The 26,363-nt window shown below is 69.9% G+C and carries 21 protein-coding genes and 1 tRNA gene; 10 read left to right on the top strand and 12 right to left on the bottom strand.

The window, feature by feature from the left end; translation table 11 throughout:
- Positions 1–6: 6 nt before the first annotated feature.
- Positions 7–399 carry a cyclophilin-like fold protein gene (locus tag ACIBAG_RS10885; RefSeq protein WP_399103442.1) on the bottom strand — a complete coding sequence of 131 codons (393 nt, stop codon included), beginning with the start codon at positions 397–399 and terminating at the stop codon, positions 7–9.
- Between the two features lie 142 nt (positions 400–541).
- On the opposite strand from ACIBAG_RS10885, the gene ACIBAG_RS10880 reads away from it, so the two are divergent.
- From ACIBAG_RS10880 to ACIBAG_RS10865, 4 genes are all read left to right on the top strand, one after another.
- Entirely contained in the window at positions 542–2,050 is a 1,509-nt protein-coding gene (locus ACIBAG_RS10880; protein WP_399103440.1) for a cytochrome ubiquinol oxidase subunit I, read from the top strand.
- A gap of 20 nt (positions 2,051–2,070) precedes the next feature.
- Positions 2,071–3,090: a cytochrome d ubiquinol oxidase subunit II gene (gene cydB / locus ACIBAG_RS10875; RefSeq protein ID WP_399103438.1), complete on the top strand. Its 1,020-nt coding sequence runs from the start codon at positions 2,071–2,073 to the stop codon at positions 3,088–3,090.
- Positions 3,091–3,153: 63 nt separating this feature from the next.
- Positions 3,154–6,711: a thiol reductant ABC exporter subunit CydD gene (cydD, locus tag ACIBAG_RS10870; RefSeq protein ID WP_399103436.1), complete on the top strand. Its 3,558-nt coding sequence runs from the start codon at positions 3,154–3,156 to the stop codon at positions 6,709–6,711.
- Positions 6,712–6,880: 169 nt separating this feature from the next.
- Positions 6,881–7,963: a peptidoglycan DD-metalloendopeptidase family protein gene (locus ACIBAG_RS10865; protein WP_399103434.1), complete on the top strand. Its 1,083-nt coding sequence runs from the start codon at positions 6,881–6,883 to the stop codon at positions 7,961–7,963.
- A gap of 2 nt (positions 7,964–7,965) precedes the next feature.
- On the opposite strand, the gene ACIBAG_RS10860 is transcribed toward ACIBAG_RS10865, so the two are convergent.
- The 6 genes from ACIBAG_RS10860 to ACIBAG_RS10835 form a co-directional block, all read right to left on the bottom strand.
- The gene (locus ACIBAG_RS10860; RefSeq protein WP_399103431.1) at positions 7,966–8,874 is read right to left on the bottom strand and encodes an HAD hydrolase family protein; all 909 of its coding nucleotides are present in this window, start codon (positions 8,872–8,874) and stop codon (positions 7,966–7,968) included.
- Between the two features lie 130 nt (positions 8,875–9,004).
- Entirely contained in the window at positions 9,005–9,907 is a 903-nt protein-coding gene (locus ACIBAG_RS10855) for an LLM class flavin-dependent oxidoreductase (protein WP_399103429.1), read from the bottom strand.
- 92 nt (positions 9,908–9,999) lie between these two features.
- Positions 10,000–10,548 (bottom strand): RNA 2'-phosphotransferase, encoded by a 549-nt coding sequence (locus tag ACIBAG_RS10850; protein ID WP_399103426.1) that lies wholly within the window; start codon positions 10,546–10,548, stop codon positions 10,000–10,002.
- 122 nt (positions 10,549–10,670) lie between these two features.
- On the bottom strand, positions 10,671–11,603 hold the full coding sequence (locus ACIBAG_RS10845; protein ID WP_399103424.1) for a MerR family transcriptional regulator: 933 nt from the start codon (positions 11,601–11,603) through the stop codon (positions 10,671–10,673).
- Positions 11,604–11,718: 115 nt separating this feature from the next.
- Positions 11,719–13,476, bottom strand: a complete 1,758-nt coding sequence (locus ACIBAG_RS10840; protein WP_399104488.1) for an SDR family oxidoreductase — start codon at positions 13,474–13,476, stop codon at positions 11,719–11,721.
- A gap of 8 nt (positions 13,477–13,484) precedes the next feature.
- Positions 13,485–14,336 (bottom strand): M24 family metallopeptidase, encoded by an 852-nt coding sequence (locus tag ACIBAG_RS10835; protein ID WP_399103422.1) that lies wholly within the window; start codon positions 14,334–14,336, stop codon positions 13,485–13,487.
- A gap of 255 nt (positions 14,337–14,591) precedes the next feature.
- On the opposite strand from ACIBAG_RS10835, the gene ACIBAG_RS10830 reads away from it, so the two are divergent.
- From ACIBAG_RS10830 to ACIBAG_RS10805, 6 genes are all read left to right on the top strand, one after another.
- Positions 14,592–15,581, top strand: a complete 990-nt coding sequence (locus ACIBAG_RS10830) for an ABC transporter ATP-binding protein (protein ID WP_399104486.1) — start codon at positions 14,592–14,594, stop codon at positions 15,579–15,581.
- Entirely contained in the window at positions 15,571–16,497 is a 927-nt protein-coding gene (locus ACIBAG_RS10825; RefSeq protein ID WP_399103419.1) for an ABC transporter permease, read from the top strand. Before ACIBAG_RS10830 ends, ACIBAG_RS10825 begins: the two co-directional genes overlap by 11 nt.
- Positions 16,494–17,405: an ABC transporter ATP-binding protein gene (locus ACIBAG_RS10820; protein ID WP_399103417.1), complete on the top strand. Its 912-nt coding sequence runs from the start codon at positions 16,494–16,496 to the stop codon at positions 17,403–17,405. Before ACIBAG_RS10825 ends, ACIBAG_RS10820 begins: the two co-directional genes overlap by 4 nt.
- Positions 17,406–17,415: 10 nt before the next feature.
- Positions 17,416–18,135 (top strand): ABC transporter permease subunit, encoded by a 720-nt coding sequence (locus ACIBAG_RS10815; protein ID WP_399103415.1) that lies wholly within the window; start codon positions 17,416–17,418, stop codon positions 18,133–18,135.
- Between the two features lie 114 nt (positions 18,136–18,249).
- A complete protein-coding gene (locus ACIBAG_RS10810) occupies positions 18,250–18,492 on the top strand; it encodes a hypothetical protein (RefSeq protein ID WP_399103412.1) in 243 nt (80 codons plus the stop codon).
- Positions 18,493–18,871: 379 nt separating this feature from the next.
- A tRNA-Ser gene (locus ACIBAG_RS10805) sits at positions 18,872–18,959 on the top strand.
- A 132-nt stretch (positions 18,960–19,091) separates the two neighbouring features.
- Here ACIBAG_RS10805 and ACIBAG_RS10800 read toward each other — a convergent pair.
- From ACIBAG_RS10800 to ACIBAG_RS10780, 5 genes are all read right to left on the bottom strand, one after another.
- Positions 19,092–19,910: an HAD family hydrolase gene (locus tag ACIBAG_RS10800; protein WP_399103410.1), complete on the bottom strand. Its 819-nt coding sequence runs from the start codon at positions 19,908–19,910 to the stop codon at positions 19,092–19,094.
- Positions 19,907–21,184 carry a serine--tRNA ligase gene (gene serS, locus ACIBAG_RS10795; protein ID WP_399103408.1) on the bottom strand — a complete coding sequence of 426 codons (1,278 nt, stop codon included), beginning with the start codon at positions 21,182–21,184 and terminating at the stop codon, positions 19,907–19,909. Before serS ends, ACIBAG_RS10800 begins: the two co-directional genes overlap by 4 nt.
- Positions 21,185–21,799: 615 nt before the next feature.
- On the bottom strand, positions 21,800–22,732 hold the full coding sequence (gene pheA / locus ACIBAG_RS10790) for a prephenate dehydratase (RefSeq protein WP_399103406.1): 933 nt from the start codon (positions 22,730–22,732) through the stop codon (positions 21,800–21,802).
- A gap of 190 nt (positions 22,733–22,922) precedes the next feature.
- On the bottom strand, positions 22,923–24,302 hold the full coding sequence (efeB, locus tag ACIBAG_RS10785) for an iron uptake transporter deferrochelatase/peroxidase subunit (protein ID WP_399103404.1): 1,380 nt from the start codon (positions 24,300–24,302) through the stop codon (positions 22,923–22,925).
- 8 nt (positions 24,303–24,310) lie between these two features.
- The gene (locus ACIBAG_RS10780; protein ID WP_399103402.1) at positions 24,311–26,362 is read right to left on the bottom strand and encodes a copper resistance CopC/CopD family protein; all 2,052 of its coding nucleotides are present in this window, start codon (positions 26,360–26,362) and stop codon (positions 24,311–24,313) included.
- Between the last annotated feature and the right edge of the window lies 1 nt (position 26,363).

Below are 26,363 nucleotides of genomic sequence, written 5' to 3'. Positions count from 1 at the left end.
CGGGGTTCAGGCGTCTACGAGTTCCACGCGCACAGGGTCGCCGTCGCGCACCGTCGCGAGCAGGCGGGGGTCACCGTCGAGGTGGCCCAGGACGTTGCACGGGCTGGCGAGGCGGCATTCGTCGCCTCGCGAGATCGGCGTGGGGCCGTAGGGGAGGGCGAGGGCGTCGCCGTCCGTCCAGAAGGCGACCGTGCCCGGGTCGACGACCTGCCGGGCGTCCGTTTCACGTGAAACGGATACCCCTGTGTCGAAGTACACCTCTTCGCCCCACGTGCGGGCGGTGGAGACGAAGGGCAGGGCCTTGGCGAGAGCCCGCGTGGTGGGTGTGTCGTCGAGGGTTGCGGTGAGGTGGCCTGCGGGCCAGGAGATCCGTATTTGTAGTGGCGTCTGTGTCTGCATGCAGCAGATTCAACAATATGTTGAAGTTCGCGCCAAGGGGTTGGCCGGACGAGGTACCCCCCTGTCGCGACCCGAAAGACCCGTGCTGCATAATTGCTTGTGAATGTGAACGCTTTCACAAGCGTAGGTAAGGAGCGGCGACGTGGACCTGGCTTTGGCGCCGGAGACTCTGGCGCGCTGGCAGTTCGGTATCACCACCGTCTACCACTTTCTGTTCGTCCCCCTGACGATCTCGCTGGCCGCTCTCACGGCCGGTCTGCAGACCGCCTGGGTGCGCACGGAGAAGGAGAAGTACCTCAGAGCGACGAAGTTCTGGGGCAAGCTCTTCCTGATCAACATCGCGATGGGCGTGGTCACCGGCATCGTGCAGGAGTTCCAGTTCGGCATGAACTGGTCGGACTACTCCCGCTTCGTCGGTGACGTCTTCGGTGCCCCGCTCGCCTTCGAGGCCCTGATCGCCTTCTTCTTCGAGTCCACCTTCATCGGTCTGTGGATCTTCGGCTGGGACAAGCTGCCGAAGAAGATCCACCTTGCCTGTATATGGATGGTCTCCATCGGCACGATCCTGTCGGCGTACTTCATCCTCGCGGCCAACTCGTGGATGCAGCACCCGGTCGGCTACCGGATCAACGAGGCGAAGGGACGGGCCGAGCTCACCGACTTCTGGCTCGTGCTGACCCAGAACACCGCGCTTGCCCAGGCCTTCCACACCCTCTCGGCGGCCTTCCTCACCGGCGGCGCGTTCATGGTCGGCATCTCGGCCTTCCATCTGCTCCGCAAGAAGCACATCCGCGAGATGAAGACCTCGCTGCGGCTCGGACTGGTCACCGTGGTCATCGGCGGCATGCTCACCGCGATCAGCGGCGACGTGCTCGGCAAGATCATGTACGAACAGCAGCCGATGAAGATGGCCGCGGCCGAGGCGTTGTGGGACGGCGAGGAGCCGGCCCCCTTCTCGGTCTTCGCCGTCGGCGACGTCGACAAGGGCCACAACAAGGTCGCGATAGAGATCCCGGGTCTGCTGTCCTTCCTGGCGAAGGACGACTTCACCTCGTACGTCCCCGGCATCAACGACGTCAACAAGGCCGAGCAGGAGAAGTACGGTCCCGGCGACTACCGGCCCAACATTCCCGTCGCCTACTGGGGCTTCCGCTGGATGATCGGCTTCGGCATGGCGTCGTTCACCATCGGCCTGATCGGACTCTGGCTGACCCGCAAGAAGTTCATGCTGCCGCAGCACCTGAGGGTCGGTGACGACGAGGTGCCGCATCTGGTGCTGTTCCCGAAGAAGGCACTCGGCCCGAAGCTGACCAAGTGGTACTGGCGCATCGCGATCTGGACCCTGGCCTTCCCGCTGATTGCCAACTCCTGGGGCTGGATCTTCACCGAGATGGGTCGTCAGCCATGGGTCGTCTACGGCGTCCTGCGCACCCGTGACGCGGTCTCCCCCGGTGTCTCCCAGGGCGAGGTCCTCACCTCGATGATCGTCTTCACCGCGCTCTACGCCATTCTCGCGGTCGTCGAGGTCAAGCTGCTCGTGAAGTACGTCAAGGCCGGCCCGCCCGAGCTGACGGAAGCCGACCTGAACCCGCCCACGAAGATCGGCGGCGACTCCCGTGACGCCGACAAGCCGATGGCCTTCTCGTACTAGGCCGAGGGAGCTGCACAGTCATGGAACTTCACGACGTCTGGTTCGTCCTGATCGCCGTCCTGTGGATCGGTTACTTCTTCCTGGAGGGCTTCGACTTCGGGGTCGGCGTGCTCACCAAGCTGCTCGCCCGTAACCGGCCCGAGCGGCGAGTGCTGATCAACACCATCGGTCCCGTCTGGGACGGCAACGAGGTGTGGCTGCTGTCGGCGGGCGGCGCCACCTTCGCCGCCTTCCCCGAGTGGTACGCCACGCTCTTCTCCGGCTTCTATCTGCCGTTGCTGCTCATCCTGGTCTGCCTGATCGTCCGGGGCGTCGCCTTCGAGTACCGGGCGAAGCGACCCGAGGAGAACTGGCAGCGCAACTGGGAGCACGCGATCTTCTGGTGCTCGCTGCTCCCGGCGTTCCTGTGGGGCGTGGCCTTCGCCAACATCGTGCGGGGCGTGAAGATCGACCAGAGCCATGAGTACGTCGGCAACGTCCTGGACCTGCTCAACCCGTATGCGCTCCTCGGCGGTCTGGTGACGCTGGCGCTGTTCACCTTCCACGGTGCGGTGTTCACCGCTCTCAAGACGGTCGGGGAGATCCGGGAGCGGGCGCGGAAGCTGGCCCTGTCGGTCGGTCTCGCCGCCGCCGTGCTGGCGCTGCTCTTCCTGCTCTGGACGCAGGTCGAGAACGGCGACGGTCAGAGCCTGGTCGCACTCGTGGTGGCCGTAGTCGCGCTGGTGGCGGCGCTGGTGGCCAACCAAGCCGGGCGTGAGGGGTGGTCGTTCGCCTTCTCCGGCGTCACCATCGTCGCCGCAGTGGCGATGCTGTTCCTGACGCTCTTCCCGAACGTCATGCCGTCCTCGCTCAATGACGAGTGGAGCCTCACGGTCACCAACGCCTCGTCGAGCCCGTACACCCTGAAGATCATGACCTGGTGCGCGGTCATCGCCACCCCGATCGTGATGCTCTACCAGGGTTGGACCTACTGGGTGTTCCGCAAGCGGATCGGTACGCAGCACATCGCCGCGGATGCCGCCGCGGGATCCGCGCACTGAGTCCGCCGTGGCGGGGTGTTTCGCGTTGTTTCACGTGAAACACCCCGCGCTGGACCGAAGGGCATGTTTCACGTGAAACCGATCGATCCGCGTCTCCTTCGATACGCCCGCGCCACGCGCCTCTTCCTGATCGCGGTTGTCGGCCTGGGTACCGTCGGTGCGGGGCTGGTCATCGCCCAGGCGATGCTCATCGCCGAGGCGGTGGTGGGGGCGTTCCAGCATGGGATGTCCGCCTCCGAACTCAGCACTCCCCTATTGCTGTTGGCGGCTGTCGCGGTCGGACGCGCAGCGGTCGCGTGGCTCACCGAGCTCGCCGCCCACCGTGCCGGTGCGGCCGTGAAGTCGGAGCTTCGGGGGCGTCTGCTGGAGCGGGCGGCCGAGCTGGGGCCTGGCTGGCTGACCGGCCAGCGGACGGGATCGCTGGTCGCCCTCGCCACACGAGGGGTTGACGCACTCGACGACTACTTCTCGCGCTATCTGCCGCAGTTGGGGCTCGCGGTGGTCGTGCCGGTGGCGGTGCTGGCGCGGATCGTGACCGAGGACTGGGTCTCCGCGGCCATCATCGTCGGTACCCTGCCGCTCATCCCGATCTTCATGATGCTGATCGGCTGGGCCACGCAGTCCCGGATGGACCGTCAGTGGCGGCTGCTGTCCCGGCTGTCCGGACACTTCCTGGACGTGGTGGCGGGTCTGCCCACGCTGAAGGTGTTCGGGCGGGCCAAGGCGCAGGCCGAGTCGATTCGGCGGATCACCGGCGAGTACCGCAGGGCGACCATGCGGACACTGCGGATCGCCTTCATCTCGTCCTTCGCGCTGGAACTGCTCTCGACGCTCTCGGTGGCGCTGGTCGCCGTGACCATCGGCATGCGGCTGGTCCACGGCGAGATGTATCTGTATGACGGCCTGGTCATCCTCGTGCTGGCCCCCGAGGCCTATCTGCCGCTGCGTCAGGTGGGGGCGCAGTACCACGCGGCGGCGGAGGGACTGTCGGCCGCCGAGGAGATCTTCGAGGTGCTGGAGACTCCGGTGCCGGTGTCGGGCAGCGCGGCCGTACCGAAGGGGACGGTGTCGTTCGAGTTCGAGGGCGTCTCGGTCCGCTATCCCGGACGGTCCGTCGACGCCGTGTCGGACGTGTCCTTCGCCATCGAGCATGGGGAGACGGTCGCGCTCGTCGGCCCGAGCGGCGCGGGCAAGTCGACGCTGCTGAACGCGCTGTTGGGGTTCGTGCGGCCGGCCGACGGGCGGGTGCTGGTCGGGGGAGCCGATCTCGCAGAGCTCGATCTGGAGGAGTGGCGCTCGCGTATCGCCTGGGTGCCGCAGAGGCCGCATCTATACGCCGGGACGATCGCGGAGAACGTGCGGCTGGCGCGCCCGGACGCCGACGACGCTGCCGTACGGCGGGCGCTGGAAGACGCCGGGGCGCTGGAGTTCGTGGATGCGCTCCCCCGGGGCATGGACACCGTGCTGGGTGAGGACGGGAGCGGGCTGTCGGCGGGGCAGCGGCAGCGGCTCGCGCTGGCCCGGGCGTTCCTCGCGGACCGGCCCGTGCTGCTGCTCGATGAGCCGACAGCCGCGCTCGACGGGGCCACCGAGGCGGAGGTCGTGGAGGCCGTGCGGAGGCTGGCGGTGGGGCGGACCGTGCTGCTGGTGGTGCACCGGCCGGCGTTGCTGGGGGTGGCGGACCGGGTCGTGCGGCTCGCGGAAGCCGACGCATCTGTGGCCGACGCGTCTGCGGCCGGGGCACCTGTGGCCGGGGCGCCTGTGCCGGCAGAAGGTTTGCCGAAGGCGCCCGTTGACCGTTCGATCGAGCAGGGCGCGCACGGCGGCTCCCGCTCTGATGACGCCGAGGCCGCGGCGCCCACGACGGACGCACGGGACGTCCTCGCCCGCGTCCGCGCCATGTCCGGTGCCCAGCGTGGCCGCCTCGCTCTCGCGCTGCTGCTGGGGAGTCTCGCGCTCGGCAGTGCCGTCGGGCTCATGGCCACCTCCGGGTGGCTCATCTCGCGGGCCTCGCAGCAGCCGCCGGTGCTGTATCTGATGGTCGCCGTGACGGCTACACGGGCCTTCGGTATCGGGCGGGCCGTGTTCCGGTATGCCGAGCGGCTGGTGTCCCACGACGCCGTGCTGCGGATGCTGGCCGACACCCGGGTCGCCGTGTACCGGCGGCTGGAGCGGCTGGCGCCTGCCGGGCTGCGCCGCACCCGGCGGGGCGATCTGCTGTCGCGGCTCGTCGCGGATGTCGACGCGCTGCAGGACTACTGGCTGCGGTGGCTGTTGCCGGCCGCCGCCGCGACCGTCGTGTCCGCCGGAGCCGTGGGCTTCACCGCATGGCTGCTGCCCGAGGCCGGTGCCGTGCTCGCCGTCGGCCTGCTGGCGGCCGGCGCCGGAGTCCCGCTCCTGACGGGCGCCGTCGCCCGCCGCGCCGAACGTAGGCTGGCCCCCGCCCGCGGAGTGCTCGCGACGCGCGTGACCGATCTGCTCACCGGCACCGCGGAGCTGACCGTGGCCGGTGCCCTGCCCGGCCGTGCGGCCGAAGCGCGGCGGGCCGACGGGATGCTCACCCGGATCGCCTCGCGGGCCGCCACGGCCACCGCGCTGGGCGACGGACTCACCGCGCTGATCTCCGGACTCACCGTCGCCGCCACCGCCTTCGTGGGCGCCCAGGCGGTCGGCGCCGGACGACTGGGCGGCGTGACGATGGCCGTCGTCGTCCTCACCCCGCTGGCCGCCTTCGAGGCCGTCCTGGGCATGCCGCTGGCCGTCCAGTACCGCCAGCGGGTGCGCAAGAGCGCCGAGCGCGTCCACGAGGTGCTGGATGCCCCCGAACCCGTACGGGAACCGGAGCGGCCGCGACAGGCGCCCGCGTCGCCCTTCCCGGTGGCCGTCAGGGGCCTGACCGCCCGCCACGCGGGGCAGGACCGTCACGCGCTCGCCGGCCTCGACCTCACTCTGGAGGAAGGCCGCAGGATCGCCGTCGTCGGGCCGTCCGGATCCGGCAAGACGTCACTGGCGCAGGTGCTGTTGCGGTTCCTCGACGCGGAGTCGGGCTCGTACACGCTGGGCGGCGTGGACGCTTACGCGCTGGCCGGCGACGACGTACGGCGGCTCGTCGGACTGTGCGCCCAGGACGCGCACCTCTTCGACAGCTCCGTGCGCGAGAACCTGCTCCTCGCCAAGAAGGAGGCCGGCGAGGACGAACTGCGTGACGCCCTCGAGCGCGCCCGGCTGCTGGACTGGGCCGACGGCCTGCCCGACGAGCTGGACACGCTCGTGGGCGAGCACGGGGCACGGCTCTCGGGTGGGCAGCGGCAGCGGCTCGCGCTGGCCCGCGCACTGCTCGCCGACTTCCCCGTACTCGTGCTCGACGAGCCCGCCGAGCACCTCGACCTGCCCACCGCGGACGCCCTCACCGCCGACCTGCTGAGCGCCACCGAGGGCCGTACGACGCTGCTCATCACCCACCGACTGGCCGGGCTGGAGGCCGTGGACGAGGTGGTCGTCCTGGACGAGGGGCGTGTGGTGCAGCGCGGGACGTTCGCGGAGCTGGCCGCTGCCGACGGGCCCCTGCGAGGGATGCTGGCGCGGGAGGAGCAGGCGGATCAGCTCGTAGGGATGCCGTAGCGCCCGGTCCGCGCCTCGGAAGGGAACGACCAGGCGCGGACGAGCGGCGTCGGCACACCCCGGTCGCCGCTCGCGTCAACACCAGTACTGACCCGTCCGCAGCAACACGTCCCCCAGGCGTACGACCTGAACAAGACCGAGACCCGCCCCGCGGGACACGATCGCTGACATGCGCTCACATCGCGGCCGCCGCCTCCTGCTCGTACCGGCGCTGCTGTGCGCGCTCGCCGTCCTCGCGGCCCTGCCCGCCGGCGCCGTCGGCGCCGGGAAGGGCGTCCCGGGCCGCAACGGCACCGGGACCGGTGGCGACTCCGTTCTCAGCGCGCAGGTGGTGAAGCTGTACGCGGACGCGGCACGGGCGACGCAGCGGTACGAGGCGGGCCGGCAGAAGGCCGAGGTGGAGCGGGCCAAGGCCCAGCGGATCGAGGCGCTGCTCGAACGCGAACGGCGGGAGATCGGCGTCCTGCGCAAGGACCTGGGCCGGATCGCCAGTGCCCAGTACCGCAGCGGGGGCGGCATGCCGCTCACAGCGCAGATCATCCTCGCCAAGAACCCGGACGAGCTGATGCGCGGTCAGCGCGTCTTCTCCCAGGCGAACACGGCCGTCGGCAACGCCATCGACAGGAGCCGGCGCGCCGAGGCCCGGCTCGCCAAGGACGAGGCCAGGGCAGCGGCGGCCTGGCAGAACCTGGAGAAGCGCAACGCCGAACTCGCCGAACTGAAGAAAGGCATCGAGCAGAAGCTTGAAGAGGCCAGGTGGCAGCTGCAGGGCCAGGCCGACGCCTCCGTGGCCGCCGGCTCCTGCCGTGGCGCCGTCCGGCTGGACCAGCCGCAGACGGACTTCGGCGAGTGGGTCGAGCCGCTGGAGTCGTACGAGCTGTCCGCGGCGTTCGGCAGCGGTGGGGAGCGGTGGGCGAACCTGCACACCGGCCAGGACTTCGCGGTGCCGATCGGCACACCCGTGCGGGCGGTCGGGGACGGGCACGTGGCCAGGGTGTCCTGCGGAGGCCCCTTCGGAATGGAGGTCGTGCTGCGGCACGCGGACGGTTACTTCACGCAGTACGCCCACCTCGCCGCCGTCGCCGTCGACCAGGGCGAGCGGGTCGACACCGGGCAGTGGATCGGCCAGTCGGGCACGAGCGGCAACTCGACCGGCCCGCACCTGCACTTCGAGGTGCGGATCACCGCGGAGACGGGCTCGGCGGTGGACCCGGTGTCCTGGCTGACGGCAAGGGGTGTGCGGCTCGGGTAGGTCTAGTTCCGCTCCGCCACAAGCTCTTCGATCACGACCGCCACTCCGTCGTCGTTGTTGGCGACAGTTCGCCCCGACGCGGCGGCGATGACATCCGGGTGCGCGTTGCCCATCGCGTACGACTGGCCGGCCCACGTCAGCATCTCCACGTCGTTCGGCATATCGCCGAAGGCGACGACCTCCTCGTGCGAGATGCCCCGCTCGGCACAGCACAGCGCGAGCGTGCTGGCCTTGGAGACGCCGGGGCCGCTGATCTCCAGCAGGGCGCTGGGGCTGGAGCGGGTGACATTGGCGCGGTCGCCGATGGCGAGGCGGGCGAGCGACAGAAAGGCGTCGGGGTCGAGCGTGGGGTGGTAGGCGAGGATCTTGAGCACCGGTTCGCCGGCACCGGGGCCGTCCGCCGCCAGGAGGTCCTCGGCCGGCGCGAGCTCGTCCGGTATCTCCATGTGCAGCTTGGGATAGTCCGGCTCCTGATAGAAGCCGTACGTCTGCTCAACGGCGTACACCGTGCCCGGTGCCGCGTCCCGCAGCAGCCGTACGGCGTCCAGCGCGTTCTCCCGCGCCAGCTCCCTCACCTTCACGAAGCGGTGGGCGCCGGGACCGCCGTGCAGGTCGACCACCGCCGCGCCGTTGCCGCAGATCGCCAGACCGTGACCGTGGACATGGTCGCTGACGACGTTCATCCAGCGGGCCGGGCGGCCGGTGACGAAGAACACCTCGATGCCCGCCTCCTCGGCCGCGGCCAGGGCGGCGACCGTGCGTGGGGAGACCGACTTGTCGTCGCGCAGCAGGGTGCCGTCCAGGTCGGTGGCGATGAGCCGCGGGCGGACCGTGGGGGTCTCGCCCTGTTCGAGCGGAGTGGAGGGCTCGGGGGAGGCCGGGGTCTGGGGCCGTCGAGTCGCTGAGGTCACCGGGTCATTCTCCCGCATATGCCTGCACGGGCGTGCGGCAGTCCGCACATCTGAGGCGGCGTCTGAGGAGAAACCGCCGTAGCGAACGCCGCCGACAATCCCTTCACCAGCACCGTTGCGTCTGCCCGCTTCACCGCAGCTGCGCGGCCACGTCCATGGCGATCTGCTCGAAGACCTTCTCGTCGGCCGCGAAGTCCGAGTCGGGGATCGGCCAGTGGATCACGATCTCGGTGATTCCCAGCTCCTGATGGCGCCCGGCGAAGTCCACGAACGCGTCGAGGGACTGCAGCGGGCGGCCACGGTCCGGTGTGAACCCGGTGAGCATGATCTTGTCGAGCCCGGCCACGTCCCGGCCGATTTCGGCGCAGGCGTCGGTGAGCTTCTCGACCTGTCCGCGAATGGCTTGAACCGACTGTTCAGGGGTGCCGTTCTCGTACAGCTTGGGGTCGCCGGTCGTCACCCAGGCCTGCCCGTACCGTGCCGCGAGCCGCAGCCCGCGCGGCCCGGTCGCCGCTACCGCGAAGGGCAGCCGGGGGCGCTGCACACAGCCAGGGATGTTGCGCGCCTCGTGCGCCGAGTAGAAGTCGCCCTCGTACGACACCGAGTCCTCGGTCAGCAGCCGGTCCAGCACTGCGACGAACTCGGCGAACCGGTCGGCACGCTCACGCGGGGTCCAGGGCTCCTGGCCGAGTGCGGTGGCGTCGAAGCCGGTGCCGCCGGCGCCGATGCCGAGTGTGATCCGCCCGCCCGAGATGTCGTCGAGGGAGATCAGCTCCTTGGCGAGGGTCACCGGATGCCGGAAGTTCGGCGAGGTCACCAACGTGCCCAGCCGCAGTTGCTCGGTGACGGCCGCGGCGGCGGTCAGCGTCGGAACGGCACCGAACCATGGGCCGTCCCGGAAACTGCGCCAGGAGAGGTGGTCATAGGTGTACGCGCTGTGGAAGCCAAGCTGCTCCGCGCGCTGCCATGCCTCACGGCCCCCCTCTGACCAGCGACGATAGGGGAGGATTACGGTGCTCAGGCGCAGACTCATGTTTCGAGCCTAAGCGGCCGGATGGGTTTCACGTGAAACGGCAACCGCACGCAGGGCCGATGCCATGCCTCACCTTGATCGCCACGCAGTGGTCAGCGTGACTCGGGAAAGCGCAGGTACTCCGGCGGCACGGCCTTCGTCAGCCACACCCCGTTCGCGCTGACGTGGAAGACATGGCCGTCGCGGTGCATGGCGTCGGCGTCCACGCAGAGCACCACGGGGCGGCCGCGTCGGGCGCCGACCCGGGTCGCGGTCTCGCGGTCGGCCGAGAGGTGCACGTCATGCCTGTTCATGGGCTTGAGGCCCTCACTGCGGATCGCATCCAGGTTCGGGGCCACGGTGCCGTGGTAGAGGTACGGCGGGGGTGTCGCCGGAGGCAGTCCGAGGTCGACGTCGATGCTGTGGCCCTGGCTGGCCCGGATCCGGTTGCCCTCGATCGCGAAGCGCTTCTTGTCGTTGGCGGCGACCACCTGGTCGAGCTCTTCCCGGCTGAAGCGGAATCCGTGCGCGGCCGCGGCGGCGATCAGTGTGTCGATCTCGACCCAGCCACCCTCGTCGAGGATCAGCCCGATGCGCTCAGGCTGGTGGCGAAGGTGTTTCGAGAGGTACTTCGACACCTTCACGGTGCGTCTTTCGTCCATGCCACCAGCCTGCCGCGAGCGATATGAATCACGCGAATGATTTCGCTCCGGATGTTTGATCCACAGCCAAGTACTGTTATCCACAGGGGAATTGGCGATTCTGTGGACAACGAGCAGATGCCTCAAGGGGTTTCGTCAAGATCAGCTGATGAACTGTGATTTGTGGCGAGGCGGTCCAAGGTGCGCGCCCGTACCTCCCGTTCGGCGGCCAGCGCGATGAACTGCGCGGCCTGCGTCGGGCCAACCAGCCGCTCCACAGCCTGCATTGTCTCTACCGAGATCGACACGTTTCGAGTGCTTTTGCGAGGATCTGGCTCCTCGTCCGCACCCAGGCGCTGACGCAGGTGGCGCACCGCCAACAGGCGCATCGCACGGGCGAGTTCCGCGTCCACTGTCTGCTGGGCGAGGGGGCGCAGCCGGCGTACGAGTGAGGCCGCTTCCGCCGCTTCGGCGTCCGTCGGGCGGTGCGGTCCGTCGAGATAGCGGGCGAAGACGTGCTCGGTGGTGAACTCCAGGAAACGGGCGGCGATGTGCTCGACCTGACCTCTCAACTCCCTTAGATGATCGGAGATCGCCGACAGGGGAACGCCTGCCGCGTGCAACTCGACGGCCACGGCGAGCTCTTGGGGGCTGGGTACGAGGAAGGAGTCCGGGTCGCCCGGGACCGGCTCCAGCACGCCCAGTTCCACGGCCTCGGCCACCGCCGCCTCGTCCGGGGTGCCGCCGAAGCGCTCGTCCAGCTCGGCACGCGAGATCCGTACCGCCTCTTCGTCGGTCCACGGCCCGTCCACCTCGGCGGCCAGCCCCAGCACGCCCCCGAGGCCGCGACCGGCGTCCCAGGCCTCCAAGAGTTCCTTGATGGAGGCCAGCGTGTAGCCGCGGTCGAGGAGGTCGGCGATCTGGCGCAGGCGGACCAGGTGGGCGTCCGAGTAGACGTTCGCCCGGCCACGGCGCTCGGGGCGGGGGAGCAGGCCGCGGTCCTGGTAGGCGCGGATGGTGCGGACGGTGGCACCGCTGAGGTGCGCGAGGTCCTCGATCCGGTACGCCTGGTCCACGCTCGGTCACTCCGTCCGCTGTCGTGCCGCCCGCTGTCCTGCCGTCAGTTCCCAGCCGCCCGTAACGGCGTCTCCGAGACCGCCGAGTGCCCCTCGTGCCCTGCGTCGTCCTTGATCACAGCGGCGGTTCCAGTCGTGCGATGCGGCGCAGTGCCTTCGGAGTGAACCTCGACATGAGATACGCCCCGCGCGCCTCCGGCGTGACCGGAACGACGGCCTCCCCGCGCACCACCGCCCGCAGGATCGCGTCGGCGACCTTCTCGGGCGGGTAGTTCCGCAGCCCGTACAGCCGCGCGGACTTCTTCTGGCGCCGTTTCTCCTCCTCGGCGTCGACCCCGGCGAAGTGTGCGGTCGAGGTGATGTTGGTGTTGACGAAGCCGGGGCAGATCGCGGTCACGCCGATGCCCTGGCCGGCCAGTTCCGCGCGCAGGCACTCGCTCAGCATCAGGACGGCCGCCTTGGACGTGCTGTAGGCGGGCAGCGCCTTGGAGGGCTGGTACGCCGCCGCCGACGCGGTGTTGACGATGTGGCCGCCCTGTCCGCGCTCGGCCATCTGCCTGCCGAAGAGCCGGCAGCCGTGGATGACGCCCCACAGGTTGACGTCGAGGACCTTCTTCCAGTCCTCCGGCGTGGTGTCGAAGAAGGAGCCCGACAGTCCGATCCCGGCGTTGTTCACCAGGACGTCCACCACGCCGTACTCGCCGGCGACCTTCGCGGCGAGCTTCTCCATGGCCTGCTCGTCGGAGACGTCGACGGTCTCCGCCCAGGCCTCGGGCGCGCCGATCAGACGGGACATCTCGGCGGTGCGGACAGCGGCCTCGGCGTCCCGGTCGACGGCCACCACGCGCGCGCCGGCCTCCGCGAACGCGTACGCCGTCGCCCGTCCGATGCCGCTGCCCGCCCCGGTGACAAGAACGAGCTGACCACCGAAGCGATCGGCGTACTTCCCGGTCGCCGTCACCCCGTCCGGCCGTCCGCCCTCGACGGACGTCACGAACTCCGTGATCCACGCCGCCAGTTGGTCGGGGCGGCTGCGTGGGATCCAGTGCTTCGCGGGAAGCGTGCGCCGGGTCAACTGCGGAACCCACAGCTCCAGATCGTCGTAGAGCCGCTCGGACAGAAACGCGTCCCCGAGGGGCGTGATGAGTTGCACGGGCGCGTGGGCGTACGCGTCGGGGCGCGGACGGGTCAGCCGGGCCCGTACGTTGTCGCGGTACAGCCACGCCCCGTGCGCCGCGTCGGTCGGCAGGGACGAGGTCGGGTAGCCGTTGCCGGGCACCTTCTCGAAGCGTTCCAGCAGCCTCGGCCAGCGCTTGCCGAGGGGGCCGCGCCAGGCCAGTTCGGGCAGTACGGGCGTGTGCAACGCGTAGACGTACCAGGACTTGGCGCCCTGTCCGAGGAGTTGGGCGACCCGGCGTGGGGTGGGGCGCTTAAGGCGCCGGTTGATCCAGTGCCCGAAATGGTCGAGGGACGGCCCGGACATCGAGGTGAATGAGGCGATCCGGCCCTCCGTGCGCTTCACCGTGGTGAACTCCCAGGCCTGCACCGAGCCCCAGTCGTGACCCACCAGGTGCACGGGCCGGTCCGGGCTGACCGCGTCCGCGACGGCCAGGAAGTCGTCCGTCAGCTTCTCCAGCGTGAACCCGCCACGCAGCGGCTCGGGCGCCGTCGACCGGCCATGGCCCCGGACGTCGTAGAGCACGACGTGGAAGCGGTCGGCCAGCCGCGGCGCGATCTCGGACCACACCTCCTTGCTGTCCGGGTAGCCGTGCACCAGGATCACCGTCGGCTGCCCGGCATCGCCCAGTTCGGCGACGCACAGTTCGACACCGCCGGTCCGCACCCGGCGCTCGCGCGCGTCCTGAAGAGTCACCGGCACCGTCACTTCTCCTCCGCCCAGCGCCGCACATGCGGCAGATCGTCGTCCAGCCAGAAGGCGCTCTCCTCGGGATCCGCGGAGTCGGTGACGACCAGGATCTCCTCGAACTTCGCGCCCGTACCCCGGAAGCCGAGATGCGGTTCGACCGCCCACAGGCCCGGCTGCGGGGGATGGTCGGAGAAGCGGTACGGCGACCACAGCGGGGACCAGCCCTCGCGGTGGCCGTGCAGCGCGTCGCTCGCCAGGCCCTTCAGGGACTGGGTGCCGAACCCGAAGACATGCGCTGACCAGCGGCGTTGCTTCACCCGGTCGACCTTGTGCGCGATCACGCCGAAGGGATAGGCGCGGTGCCGGTTGGCATAGCCCTGGCGGACCATGAGGCGGTCCACGTCCTCGTAGATCTCCCGCAGCGGCCGCCGCTCGCGCACCTCGCGCAGGATCAGCTCCCGGTGCGCCTCCAGGTCGGCCATCAACTTGTCCTGCACCGGGTTGATGCCGAGCGAGCCGGAGAAGCCGATGTCGGCCGTGTAACCGTCGTACACAGGGGCCATGTCCAGGATGAACGGCATCCCGGGCTCGAGTCGGCGGCCGGTCGGGAAGAACTGCAGGGGGATGCGGAAGTCGACGAACGCCGTGCGGTCCCCGAACCAGGCGAAGGGCAGATGGAACCAGTCCCGCACTCCGCGCTCGCGCAGCCACTCGCGCTGCATGCGCGCCGCCTCGCGCTCGGTGATACCCGGCTCCAGCTGCGCCGCGACGGCCTCCGCGCACTCGTACGCCAGCCGCTGGACCCGTCTGAACCCCCGCAGTTCCGCGGAATCCGCACGGAGTTCGCCTGTCACCGCCGTAGTCATGCCACCGCCCCACTTTGTCCACGCTGACTGCGGTACGTGCCCGTAACTTGACACTGGCGAATGTGACAGTTGTTAGAGGCTGCGTCAATAGGGATGCCGAGACCTGTGGAAAACCTCGCGCATGGGGAAAACGGAGGTCGCGTTGTTCGACTTCAGGGTGACCCCTAGGGTCCCGTAGTCCTGGAGTCTGACCCCAAGACAGCTCTGCGGGGTGACGACCGGCGTGGTACGCGTCACTACCTTCGAAGCGTGACTGTGATCGCGACCGAAAGCCTGAGCAAGCGGTTCCCGAGGGTGACCGCTCTTGACCGGCTGACCATGGACATCGGGCCCGGGGTGACCGGACTCGTCGGAGCCAATGGAGCCGGCAAGTCCACCATGATCAAGATTCTGCTGGGTCTGTCCCCCGCCACCGAGGGCCGCGCCGAAGTGCTCGGACTCGACGTCGCCACCAAGGGTGCCGCCATCCGTGAGCGGGTCGGGTACATGCCGGAGCACGACTGCCTGCCGCCCGACGTCTCGGCCACCGAGTTCGTCGTGCACATGGCCCGCATGTCCGGCCTGCCGCCCACCGCCGCACGCGAACGCACCGCGGACACGCTGCGCCACGTCGGTCTGTACGAGGAGCGCTACCGCCCCATCGGCGGCTACTCGACCGGCATGAAGCAGCGCGTGAAGCTGGCGCAGGCCCTGGTGCACGACCCGCAGCTGGTCTTCCTGGACGAGCCCACCAACGGCCTCGACCCGGTCGGCCGCGACGACATGCTCGGTCTCATCCGCCGCATCCACACGGACTTCGGCATCTCGGTCCTGGTCACCTCCCACCTGCTGGGCGAACTGGAGCGCACCTGCGACCACGTCGTCGTCATCGACGGCGGCAAGCTCCTGCGTTCCAGCTCCACCACCGACTTCACCCAGACCACCACGACCCTCGCCATCGAGGTCACCGACACCGACGACCACCCGGACGGCACCCGCGCGGTGCGCGACGCGCTCCACGCGCGCGGGGTGGACGTTCTCGACGGCAGCGGCGGCCTCCCCGGCGCCGGTCACATCCTGCTGCTCACCGCGCAGGGCGACGAGACCTACGACCTCGTGCGGGACGTGGTCGCCGACCTCGGCCTCGGCCTCGTGCGCATGGAACAGCGCCGCCACCACATCTCCGAGGTCTTCACGGACAGCGAGCAGGGCAGCGAGCAGAGCACCGACGCACAGCGGAAGGAGGCGGTCGGCCATGGCGGTTGAGCACCCCGTAGCAACCCAGGCGGGTGACCAGACCCGCATCCACAACATCGGCTACCGCACCTACGACGGCCCCCGCCTCGGCCGCTCCTACGCCACCCGCTCCCTCTACTCGCAGTCCCTGCGCGGCGCCTACGGCCTCGGCCGCTCGGTGAAGTCCAAGGTGCTGCCGATGCTGCTGTTCGTGGTGATGTGCGTGCCCGCGGCCATCATGGTCGCCGTCGCGGTCGCCACCAAGGCCAACGACCTGCCCGTCGACTACACGCGCTACGCGATCGTCATGCAGGCCGTGATCAGCCTGTACGTCGCCTCGCAGGCACCCCAGTCGGTCTCCCGCGACCTGCGTTTCAAGACCGTACCGCTGTACTTCTCGCGGCCCATCGAGACCGTCGACTACGTCCGCGCGAAGTTCGCGGCGCTGGCCTCCGCGCTGTTCATGCTCACCGCGGCGCCGCTGCTGGTGCTCTATGTGGGCGCGCTGCTGGCCAAGCTGGACTTCGCCGACCAGACCAAGGGATTCGCACAGGGGCTCGTCTCCGTGGCACTGCTCTCACTGCTGTTCGCCGGCATCGGCCTGGTCATCGCATCGGTCACGCCGCGCCGCGGCTTCGGCATCGCGGCCGTGATCGCCGTACTGACCATCTCCTACGGCTCGGTGTCCACGCTCCAGGCCATCGCCGACGCACAGTCCCTCGACGGCGGCGGAGGCAGCAGCGGCGCCATCGCCTGGATCGGCCTCTTCTCGCCCATCACGCTCATCGACGGCGTGCAGTCCGCCTTCCTGGGCGCGAGCTCCGCGTTCCCGGGTGGGGTGGGCCCGAGCAACGGGGAAGGCGTCGTCTACGTCCTCCTCACCCTGGGTCTGATCGCCGCCAGTTACGGCCTCCTGATGCGCCGCTACCGAAAGGTCGGACTGTGACCACGCTCTCCATCGACCACGTCTCCCGCTGGTTCGGCAACGTGGTCGCCGTCAACGACATCACCATGACGATCGGCCCCGGCGTGACGGGCCTGCTCGGCCCGAACGGCGCCGGAAAGTCCACCCTCATCAACATGATGGCCGGCTTCCTCGCTCCCTCCACCGGCACCGTCACCCTCGACGGGCAGCAGGTGTGGCGCAACGAGGCCATCTACAAGCACATCGGCATCGTCCCCGAGCGCGAGGCGATGTACGACTTCCTCACCGGTCGCGAATTCGTCGTCGCCAACGCCGAGTTGCACGGCCTTGGCGCCAAGGCGGCCCAGAAGGCCCTGGCCACGGTGGAGATGGAGTACGCGCAGGACCGCAAGATCTCCACGTACTCCAAGGGCATGCGCCAGCGCGTGAAGATGGCGAGCGCCCTGGTCCACAACCCCTCGCTGCTGCTGCTCGACGAGCCCTTCAACGGCATGGACCCGCGCCAGCGCATGCAGTTGATGGACCTGCTGCGGAAGATGGGCGACGAGGGCCGCACCGTGCTGTTCTCGTCCCACATCCTCGAAGAGGTCGAGCAACTCGCCTGGCACATCGAGGTCGTGGTCGCCGGACGGCACGCGGCCAGCGGTGACTTCCGCAAGATCCGCCGCCTGATGACCGACCGCCCGCACCGCTACCTCGTGCGCTCCAGCGACGACCGCGCCCTCGCGGCCGCGCTGATCGCCGACCCGTCGACGTCCGGCATCGAGGTCGACCTGGCCGAGGGCGCGCTGCACATCCAGGCCGTCGACTTCGGCCGCTTCACCGCCCTGCTGCCGAGGGTGGCGCGCGACCACGGCATCCGCCTGCTCACGGTCTCGCCGTCCGACGAGTCCCTCGAGTCCGTCTTCTCGTATCTGGTCGCGGCGTAGGAGGCCGAAGATGTACGACCCCACAGTCGCCCGGCTCACCTACCGAGCCCTGCTCGGCCGCCGCCGGGCCCTCATCCTGGGCGCGCTGCCGCTGCTGCTCATCATCATCGCGGTGATGGTGCGCGGCCTCGCCGGAGCCGACGACCAGACCGCGTCGGACCTGCTCGGCGGGCTCGCCCTCGCCACCATGGTGCCGATCATCGGCGTCATCGCCGGTACGGGCGCGATCGGGCCCGAGATCGACGACGGCTCCGTGGTGTACCTGCTGTCCAAGCCGGTGAAACGGCCGACGATCATCTTCACCAAGCTGATCGTGGCGATCGCCGTGACGATGGTGTTCTCGGCGCTGCCCACCTTCATCGCCGGATTCATCCTCAACGGCAACGGCCAGCAGATCGCCGTCGCCTACACGGTGGCCGCGCTGGTCGCCTCCATCGCGTACGCGGCGATCTTCCTGCTGCTCGGCACGGTGTCGCGGCACGCGGTGGTCTTCGGGCTCGTCTACGCGCTCGTCTGGGAGGCCCTGTTCGGCTCCCTGGTCGAGGGCGCGCGCACGCTGAGCGTCCAGCAGTGGTCGCTGGCGGTGGCGCAGAAGGTCGCCGGCGGGGACATGGTGACGTCGGACGTCGCGCTGCCGACGGCGACGGTGCTGCTGATTGTGGTCACTGTCCTCGCCACCTGGTACGCGGGGCAGAAGCTGCGGTCGCTGACGCTGGCGGGTGAGGAGTAGGCAGGCGGGATGTAAAGAGCCGGGCCCCTGACCGGGCCCGCTCTTGACGGGGGCTTCACCCTGGTCCGGGCACACTGGACGAACGGGGTGGACTGCACGAACTGGAGGACGGGGATGGCAGGCGGCAAGTCGCAGCACGAGGAGCACGAGCGGTCCGGGGACGACACCTGGGACAGCCTGGTCCTGGACGACGACTTCATACGCGCGGCCGAGACCTCGGAACCCTCCGCCCGGGCCCGGATGCTGGCCGCCCGCTGGCGCCGTGAGGAGCCCGAGCCGCAGCCGTGGCGCTCGGACGAGCCGCCGGCCGGCTGGTTCTTCAGCAAGGGGCGCCGCCGCAGGTGGCGGCGCCGGTAGCGGGCGTTCGCGGGTATCCCCGGTCCTCCTGAGCGGGCGTGCATTCCCGGGCCTCTTGAGCGTGCATTCCCGGGCCTCTTGAGCGGGCATTCCCGGGCCTCTTGAGCGGGCATTCCCGGGCCTGTTAATCAGTGGCGTCCAACTCGTCGTACAGGCACAGTGGTTGTGTCCACATCGCCGGACGATGAGTCCGGCGCCACGTTCTGGGAGAGGAGCCGGACGATGTCCATGCACGGCAGTACGTCCAGCTCCCGTCAGGGCAGCCGGCGGCGGGCTCCGGAGTAATCGCTACCCCTCCGTTGAGTCCGTACCGCACGGGGAGCTGCCCGGGGCGGCCGCTTCGAGCACGCGATGTCGCTCTCGCGTGGGCCGCCCACCCGGAGGATTGGCCGAGTGGTAAGGCACCGGCTTGCTAAGCCGTGGTCGGGTCTGAAAAGCCCGCGCACGTTCGATTCGTGCATCCTCCGCGAGACGTTGCCACTTGGGCTGGGCCGTAGTGCAGGGGTTGGGGCGCGTGAGCTGCGGTCGGCGCTGCAGCTGAGAGGTCGGCAGCGGAACCCGGCGCTTGCGGGGTGCCCGTGGCAGATCAACATCGCGCGTCAGCCGAGCAGTCGCTCCAGCACCACCGCGATCCCGTCCTCCTCGTTGGAGGCCGTCACCTCGTCCGCGACCGCCTTGAGTTCCTCGTGGGCGTTGGCCATGGCCACGCCTCTCGCCGCCCAGGCGAACATCGGGATGTCGTTGGGCATGTCGCCGAAGGCGATCGTGTCTGTCGCCTTCATGCCCAGGCGTCGGGCTGCCAGTGACAGGCCGGTCGCCTTGGACAGGCCCAGGGGGAGCAGTTCCACGATGCCCTCGCCCGCCATCGCGACCGTGACGAAGCCGCCCGCTGCCTGGCGGGCCGCCTCTGCCAGTTCGTCGTCCGACAGGTTCGGGTGCTGTATGTAGATCTTGTTCAGCGGGGCCGTCCACAGATCCGACGCATCCGTGAACGGGGTCGACGGGAGGGAGCCCGTGACCGCGTAACCGGGACCCACGAGGACGTCGCCGTCCAGGCCGTCGCGGCTCGCCGCCAGGAACAGGGGGCCGACCTCCGCCTCGATCTTGGCCAGGGCCACCCCGGCCAGTTGGCGGTCCAGGGTCACCGAGGTCAGCAGGCGGTGCTCGCCGAAGTCGTAGACCTGCGCGCCTTGGGCGCACACGGCGAGGCCCTGGTAGCCGAGGTCGTCGAGGATGGGCCGGGTCCAGGGGGCCCCGCGGCCCGTGACGACGATGTGCGCGGCGCCCGCCTCGGTGGCCGCGGCGAGGGCGTCACGGGTGCGCTGGGAGACCGACTCGTCGGAGCGCAGGAGCGTTCCGTCGAGGTCGGTCGCGATCAGCCTGTAGGGGAACCCCCCAGAGGGAGAGGCAGCGCTCACTTGGCGACCGGCTCCAGGACCTCCCGGCCGCCCAGGTACGGGCGAAGCACCTCGGGGACGCGGACGGAGCCGTCGGCCTGCTGGTGGTTCTCCAGGATCGCCACGATGGTGCGCGGTACGGCGCACAGCGTGCCGTTGAGCGTGGCCAGCGGCTTGACCTGCTTGCCGTCACGGACGCGGATCGACAGGCGGCGGGACTGGAACTCGGTGCAGTCCGAGGTCGACGTCAGCTCGCGGTACTTGCCCTGCGTCGGGATCCACGCCTCGCAGTCGAACTTGCGGGCCGCCGAGGAGCCGAGGTCGGCCGAGGCCACGTCGATGACGCGGAACGGCAGCTCCAGGGACGTCAGCCACTGCTTCTCCCACTCAAGCAGGCGCTGGTGCTCGGCCTGCGAGTCCTCGGGAGCGACGTACGAGAACATCTCGACCTTGTCGAACTGGTGCACGCGGAAGATGCCCCGCGTGTCCTTGCCGTGCGAGCCGGCCTCGCGGCGGAAGCAGGGGGAGAAGCCGGCGTAGCGCAGCGGGAGCTTGTCGGCGTCGAGGATCTCGTCCATGTGGTACGCCGCGAGCGGGACCTCGGAGGTGCCGACCAGGTACAGGTCGTCCTTGTCGAGGTGGTAGACGTCCTGCGCCGCCTGGCCGAGGAAGCCGGTGCCGGCCATCGACTGGGGGCGGACCAGCGCCGGGGTCAGCATCGGCGTGAAGCCGGCCGCCGTCGCCTGGGCCATCGCCGCGTTGACCAGGGCCAGCTCCAGCAGGGCGCCGACGCCGGTCAGGAAGTAGAAGCGGGAGCCGGAGACCTTGGCGCCGCGCTCGACGTCGATGGCGCCGAGGATGGTGCCGAGCTCCAGGTGGTCCTTCGGCTCGAATCCCTCGGCCGTGAAGTCACGGATCTCGCCGTGCGTCTCCAGCGTGACGAAGTCCTCCTCGCCGCCCACCGGGACGTCGGGGTGCACCAGGTTGCCGAGCTGGAGGAGCAGCTCCTGGGTCTCGGCGTCGGCCGCGTCGCGCTCGGCGTCGGCCGCCTTGACGTCGGCGGCCAGCTGGCTCGCCTTCTTCAGCAGCTCGGCCTTCTCGTCTCCGGAGGCCTTGGGGATGAGCTTGCCGAGCTGCTTCTGCTCGGCACGCAGCTCGTCGAAGCGGACGCCGGACGACCTGCGCCGCTCGTCGGCAGACAGGAGGGAGTCGACGAGCGCGACGTCCTCTCCACGGGCGCGCTGCGAGGCGCGCACTCGGTCGGGGTCCTCACGGAGCAGGCGAAGGTCAATCACGCGGTCAAGGCTACCGGGGTGGGGTGACAGCCCACGACTCGCTATTCCGAACTGCGGCTTACGTTCCGTTATGGGGGAATTGCGACGCGTGTCAATAAAAAGTGTCTCACTCCCCGGGACGGGTAAGGGATGCGGCGTCCGGTTGACTCGATTCCCTTGTGGAGAACGGGACTTGGGGATCGGTTGTCCACAGATATCCCCAGCCCCTGAAGAGTTATCCACAGGGTGTGTGGATGGACTGTGGACGTCGGAATTGATCACTCCGTACCGCTTCGCGTGAGTCGAGGATTCCCAGGACAAACCCTCTGCATCCCCACGTTCGAGTGGAAAGCGGTCGCCCCAAAGGATTGCCCAAAGGAAAAGAGTGGACGAAGGGTGACTTGCCTGATGGTGGACGCCGACGGGCCCTGAGGAGCGATTTGTCGACAGGGTCACGCTTGCTTGTCGACTTGTCCCCAGGTCGAGATGAGGACCTGTGGATAACCTCTGTGGATAACGACAATCGGCTGATAGTACTGGCGGAAATCCAGTGCCTGGACCCCTGCCAGGACGACCACAGCGACGCCCGCCGGGGCGTAAACCCGGCGCCTGAACCGGGGTCTGAACCGGGGCGGCTCAGAACCGCCCGTCCTGGCACCGGGCCACCCAGTCCGCCGCTGACACGAACTCCTCGTCCGACGTCCCGAGGCGCGGCGGCTGCACATCCCCCGGCTTCATGTCCGCGCGCGGATACGAGCCCAGGAACCGCACCTCCAGGCAGATCCGCTTCAGCCCCATCAGCGCCTCGGCCACCCGGCGGTCGGAGATGTGGCCCTCGGCGTCGATGCAGAAGCAGTAGTTGCCGATGCCCGCGCCGGTCGGCCGGGACTGGAGCAGCATCAGGTTGATGCCGCGTGTGGCGAACTCGCCCAGGAGGTCGCGCAGCCCACCGGGATGGTCGTCGCGCTGCCACAGCACGACGGACGTCTTGTCCGCGCCGGTCGGCGCGGCGGGCCGGGCGGGCCGGCCCACCAGCACGAACCGGGTCTGGGCGTTCTCCGCGTCGTGGATCCCGGTCTCCAGGGGTTCCAGGCCGTACCGTGCGGCCGCGAACTCGCCCGCGAAGGCGGCGTCGTAGCGGCCCTCCTGGACCAGTCGGGCGGCGTCCGCGTTCGAGGCGGCCGACTCCCAGGTGGCGTCCGGGAGGTTCTTCTTCAGCCAGTTGCGCACCTGCGGCTGGGCGGCCGGGTGGGCGGAGACCGTCTTGATGTCCGACAGCTTCGTGCCGGGCCTGACCAGCAGCGCGAAGGTGATCGACAGCAGCACCTCGCGGTAGATCATCAGCGGCGCGCCCGCGACCAGTTCGTCGAGCGTCGTCGTGATGCCGCCCTCGACGGAGTTCTCGATCGGCACGAACGCGGCCTCGGCCTCGCCGGCACGCACCGCGTCGAGCGCGGACTGCACGGACACGTAGGGGATCAGTTCCCGGGTCGCGGCCTCGGGAAGGGTGCGCAGGGCGACTTCGGTGAAGGTGCCCTCGGGGCCGAGATAGGCATAGCTCGCTGGCATGACCTCACCCTAATGGGCCTTGCCAAACGCGGTGCGCACATCTCACCCGGCTGCCCCAAGGGGGATTCCGGTCCGGGCTCGGGCGGGCGCCCCCGAGCCCCTGGCCCACGCGTACGCCCCGGCCCAGCGCGCCCAGCCCCGGCCCAGCTCGTCGTCGCACTCGTCGTCGCCCTCGCCGCCGCCCGCGGTGTCACCCCTCCAGCAACCCCTGCCCCACGTACTCCCCCTCCGCCGCCCCGCCCGGCACTGCGAACAGCCCGCTCGCCTCGTGGCGGATGTACTTCGACAGCGCGTCGCCCCGGTCGAGCTTGCGCTGAACGGTGACGAAGCCGCGCAGTGGGTCGGCCTGCCAGCAGATGAAGAGCAGGCCCGCGTCGGGTACCCCGTCCGCGTCGATGCCGTCGTGGTACGAGAAGGGGCGCCGCAGCATCGCCGCCCCGCCGTTCTGGTCGGGCCGGGTGATGCGTGCGTGGGCGTTGATGGGGACGACCAGGTTCCCTGCCTTGTCGGTCTTCTCCAGGTCCATCTCGGTCGTCTCGGTGCCTCCGGACAGCGGCGCCCCGTCGGCCTTGCGGCGCCCGATGACGTCCTCCTGCTCCTTGACCGAGAGCTGCTCCCAGTCGTCGAGGAGCATGCGGATACGGCGTACGACCGCGTAGGAGCCGTTCGCCATCCACGCCGGGTCCTTCGAGCCGGACTCCGGCACGAAGATCCGCTCGTCGAAGTCGGCCTCCGTCGGCTTCGGATTGCGCGTGCCGTCCATCTGGCCCATCAGGTTGCGCGCCGTCATGGGATGCGCGGTGGCACCCGGCGACCGGTTGAAGCCGTTCATCTGCCAGCGCACCTTGGCGGCCCGGCCCGCGTCCTTCTGGATCGCGCGCAGGGCATGGAAGGCGACCAGGGCGTCGTTGGCGCCGATCTGCACCCACAGGTCGCCATTGCTGCGGGCCTTGTCCAGCTGGTCGGAGGAGAAGTCGGGCAGCGGGTCCAGGGCGACCGGGCGCTGCTTCTCCAGGCCGGTCCGCGCGAAGAAGCTATGGCCGAAGCCGAAGGTGATGGTCAGCGAGGAGGGACCTGCGTCGCGGGCGACATCCGTGTCGTCCTGCTGGGCGGCCTCGCCCGCCATCAGCCGCCGAGCCGTCTCCGACCAGCGGCGCAGCAGCGCAGCCGCCTCCTTGCGGCCCGCACCGGCCGCCAGGTCGAAGGCGACGACATGGCCGCGTGCCTGGAGCCCCTGGAGGATGCCGGGCTGATGTTTCCCGTGAAACATCACCTGATCGGCGCCCAGCGAGCTGAGCGGCGTCGCCTCGGCGGGCCGGGTGCCGTATCCCACCGCCCCGCCGGCCGCGCCGAGCACCAGCCCGGTGGCACCGGCGGTCCCGAGCAGCCGGCGCCGCGAAACGCCCTGCTTGAGGGCGCCCTTGGCGGCGCTTTCGGAAACGCCGCCATCAAGTGCCGCGTCGGCATTGAGCGCCGCGTCGGCATTGAGCGCCGCGTCGGCATTGACTGCCGTCTCGCCCTTGTGCGGCGTCTTGGGAGTACGGGCCTCCGGGATGGACTGGTCAGCCATGGTGAGTTTCAGCCGATCTGCGCGTTCTTGGAGACGGTGGCCTGGTCGATGTCGGAGGTCCGCACGGTCACGGCGATCTTCCACTCGCCCGCCATGGGGATCTGCACTCCGCGCGCCGACCAGTGACCGGTGGAGATGTGGTCAGGGACGACGGGCAGTGGCCCGATGTCCTGGGACTCCAGGGTGAAGGCGATCTTCACCTCGGGGATGTCGAAGGCACGGCCATTGGGGCGCTGGACGTAGACGTGCATCTCGTTGCCGCCCACGCGCGCGGGATCGAGGTCGACGCGTACGACGCCCTTGCCGTCCTCGCCGCCGGTGTCGAAGGTCATGTCCAGGGTCAGTGCCCCGGACGACGACGTGTCGGTGGACGTGGCCGACGTGGCCGCCCTTGCCTCCTCCTCCGTACGACCCGGCTCGGTCGACGTCAGCATGGTGGTGACGGCGAGCAGGACGACGGCGACGCCCGCCTCGGCCAGCACCGAGCGGCGCAGCCCGAACCGGTTCGGGTCGGCATCCCGCTGTTGCTTCTGCCGTGCGGTGTCGATGGCGGCCTGCTGCCGGGCGAGCTGGGCGGCACGCTTGGCGTCGCTCTTGCCGGACACGGTGGCGGAGGCACGCTTCTTGCCCGAGCCCGAGCCCGAGCCCGAGCCCGATGCCGACGTGGCGGCGGAGGCACGGGACTGGGCAGCGGCGTGCTCCCTCTCGCCCTCACCCGCGCCCTTCTCCGTCTCCCCCGCGCCCTTCTCCGTCTCCCCTGCGCCCTTCTCCTCGACCCCGGCGGCGCCCTTCGCCTTCCCCACCACCGTGTCCACCAGCCGCGCCGTCCACCGCCGCGAGATCCACGCGACCCCGACCAACAGCAGCACAAGCCCGATCTTGACCAGCAGCAACTGTCCGTACCGCGTGCCGGTGAACGCCGACCACGACCCGAGCTGCCGCCACGACTGGTAGACCCCGGTCGCGACCAGCGCGAGCACACTGCCGAAGGCGACGCGTGAGAAGCGTCGTACGGCCGCCCCTTCGACCGGCGTGTCCGCGGGTGCCCGGTACAGCGCCACGAGCAGTGCGGCGAGGCCGCCGAGCCAGGCCGCGACGGCCAGCAGGTGGACGACGTCGACCGGCATCGCGATGCCGGACTGGAGCCCGGTCGAGGCGTGCTCGGACATCGCCCAGCTCGCCGCGAGCCCCGCCGCCACGACCGTCCCGCCGATCGCGAGCCCGAAGGTCAGGTCGCGCTTCTCCTCGTCCTCGCGCTTGTCATACGCCCCGAACAGCACCGCGATGAACAGCGCCGCCGCGGCGAGCAGCAGCAGCCGGGACACCAGTGCCGCACCCGTTTTGGTCTGGAGGACCTGTCCGAGCAGCTCCAGGTCGAAGATGTCGCCGACCTTCCCGGTGCTGGTGTACGAGCCGCGCAGGAGCAGCAGACCCAGCGTGGCGGCCGTCAGGGCCAGCCAGCCCGAGACGACGAGCCGCTGCAGCACCCGCACGCCCGAACCGCGCTGCCAGCAGGCGAGCACGAAGGCGGCGCCGCCGACCAGGACGATGAAGCCGGCGTACGACACATACCGCCCGAGCCCGTAGAGCCAGCCGACGATGCCGCCGCCCGCCTCCTGGCCGGAGACCGAGACGCTGGTCTGCGAGGGAGCGCCGATGGAGAAGGTGTAGGCGCCGGCGACGGGATGGCTGTCCTCGGACACCACCTGGTAGGTGACGGTGTACGTCCCGTCGGGCAGGCCGCTGTGGAGTTTCACGGCGTACGTCGTGCCGCTGACGTTGGCCGGGTCGCCCTGGTCGATGCGCTTGCCCTTGGGGTCGAGCACGCGCACGGAGTCGTCGGACAGGGCGACCTTCTCGGAGAAGGTCAGCGAGACCTGCGTCGGGGCCTTGTCCACCACCGCCCCCTGCCGGGGGTCGCTGCCGGTCAGCGCGGCGTGCGCGGAGACCGGCCCGGCACCGGCGAGGAGCAGGCCGGTCGCGGCCAGGAGCAGCAGCACCAGGGTCCGGACGCGCGGCAGCACCCGGGGCCGGACGCGGGGGGCGATGGTCTGGGTCAAG

The organism is Streptomyces sp. NPDC051243 (genome assembly GCF_044455405.1).
Taxonomy (GTDB): domain Bacteria; phylum Actinomycetota; class Actinomycetes; order Streptomycetales; family Streptomycetaceae; genus Streptomyces.
Note: the sequence above shows the minus strand (reverse complement) of the source record. Positions and strands in the feature narration are given on the sequence as shown.

Bases quoted from the DNA above. Each gene is read 5' to 3' on its own strand.
- ACIBAG_RS10815 (WP_399103415.1), top strand. From the start codon at position 17,416: ATGTACGACCCCACAGTCGCCCGGCTCACCTACCGAGCCCTGCTCGGC.
- efeB (WP_399103404.1), bottom strand. From the start codon at position 24,302: ATGGCTGACCAGTCCATCCCGGAGGCCCGTACTCCCAAGACGCCGCAC.
- cydD (WP_399103436.1), top strand. From the start codon at position 3,154: ATGTTTCACGTGAAACCGATCGATCCGCGTCTCCTTCGATACGCCCGC.
- ACIBAG_RS10855 (WP_399103429.1), bottom strand. From the start codon at position 9,907: ATGAGTCTGCGCCTGAGCACCGTAATCCTCCCCTATCGTCGCTGGTCA.
- ACIBAG_RS10865 (WP_399103434.1), top strand. From the start codon at position 6,881: ATGCGCTCACATCGCGGCCGCCGCCTCCTGCTCGTACCGGCGCTGCTG.
- cydB (WP_399103438.1), top strand. From the start codon at position 2,071: ATGGAACTTCACGACGTCTGGTTCGTCCTGATCGCCGTCCTGTGGATC.
- ACIBAG_RS10825 (WP_399103419.1), top strand. From the start codon at position 15,571: ATGGCGGTTGAGCACCCCGTAGCAACCCAGGCGGGTGACCAGACCCGC.
- pheA (WP_399103406.1), bottom strand. From the start codon at position 22,732: ATGCCAGCGAGCTATGCCTATCTCGGCCCCGAGGGCACCTTCACCGAA.
- ACIBAG_RS10810 (WP_399103412.1), top strand. From the start codon at position 18,250: ATGGCAGGCGGCAAGTCGCAGCACGAGGAGCACGAGCGGTCCGGGGAC.
- ACIBAG_RS10835 (WP_399103422.1), bottom strand. From the start codon at position 14,336: ATGACTACGGCGGTGACAGGCGAACTCCGTGCGGATTCCGCGGAACTG.
- ACIBAG_RS10850 (WP_399103426.1), bottom strand. From the start codon at position 10,548: ATGGACGAAAGACGCACCGTGAAGGTGTCGAAGTACCTCTCGAAACAC.
- ACIBAG_RS10885 (WP_399103442.1), bottom strand. From the start codon at position 399: ATGCAGACACAGACGCCACTACAAATACGGATCTCCTGGCCCGCAGGC.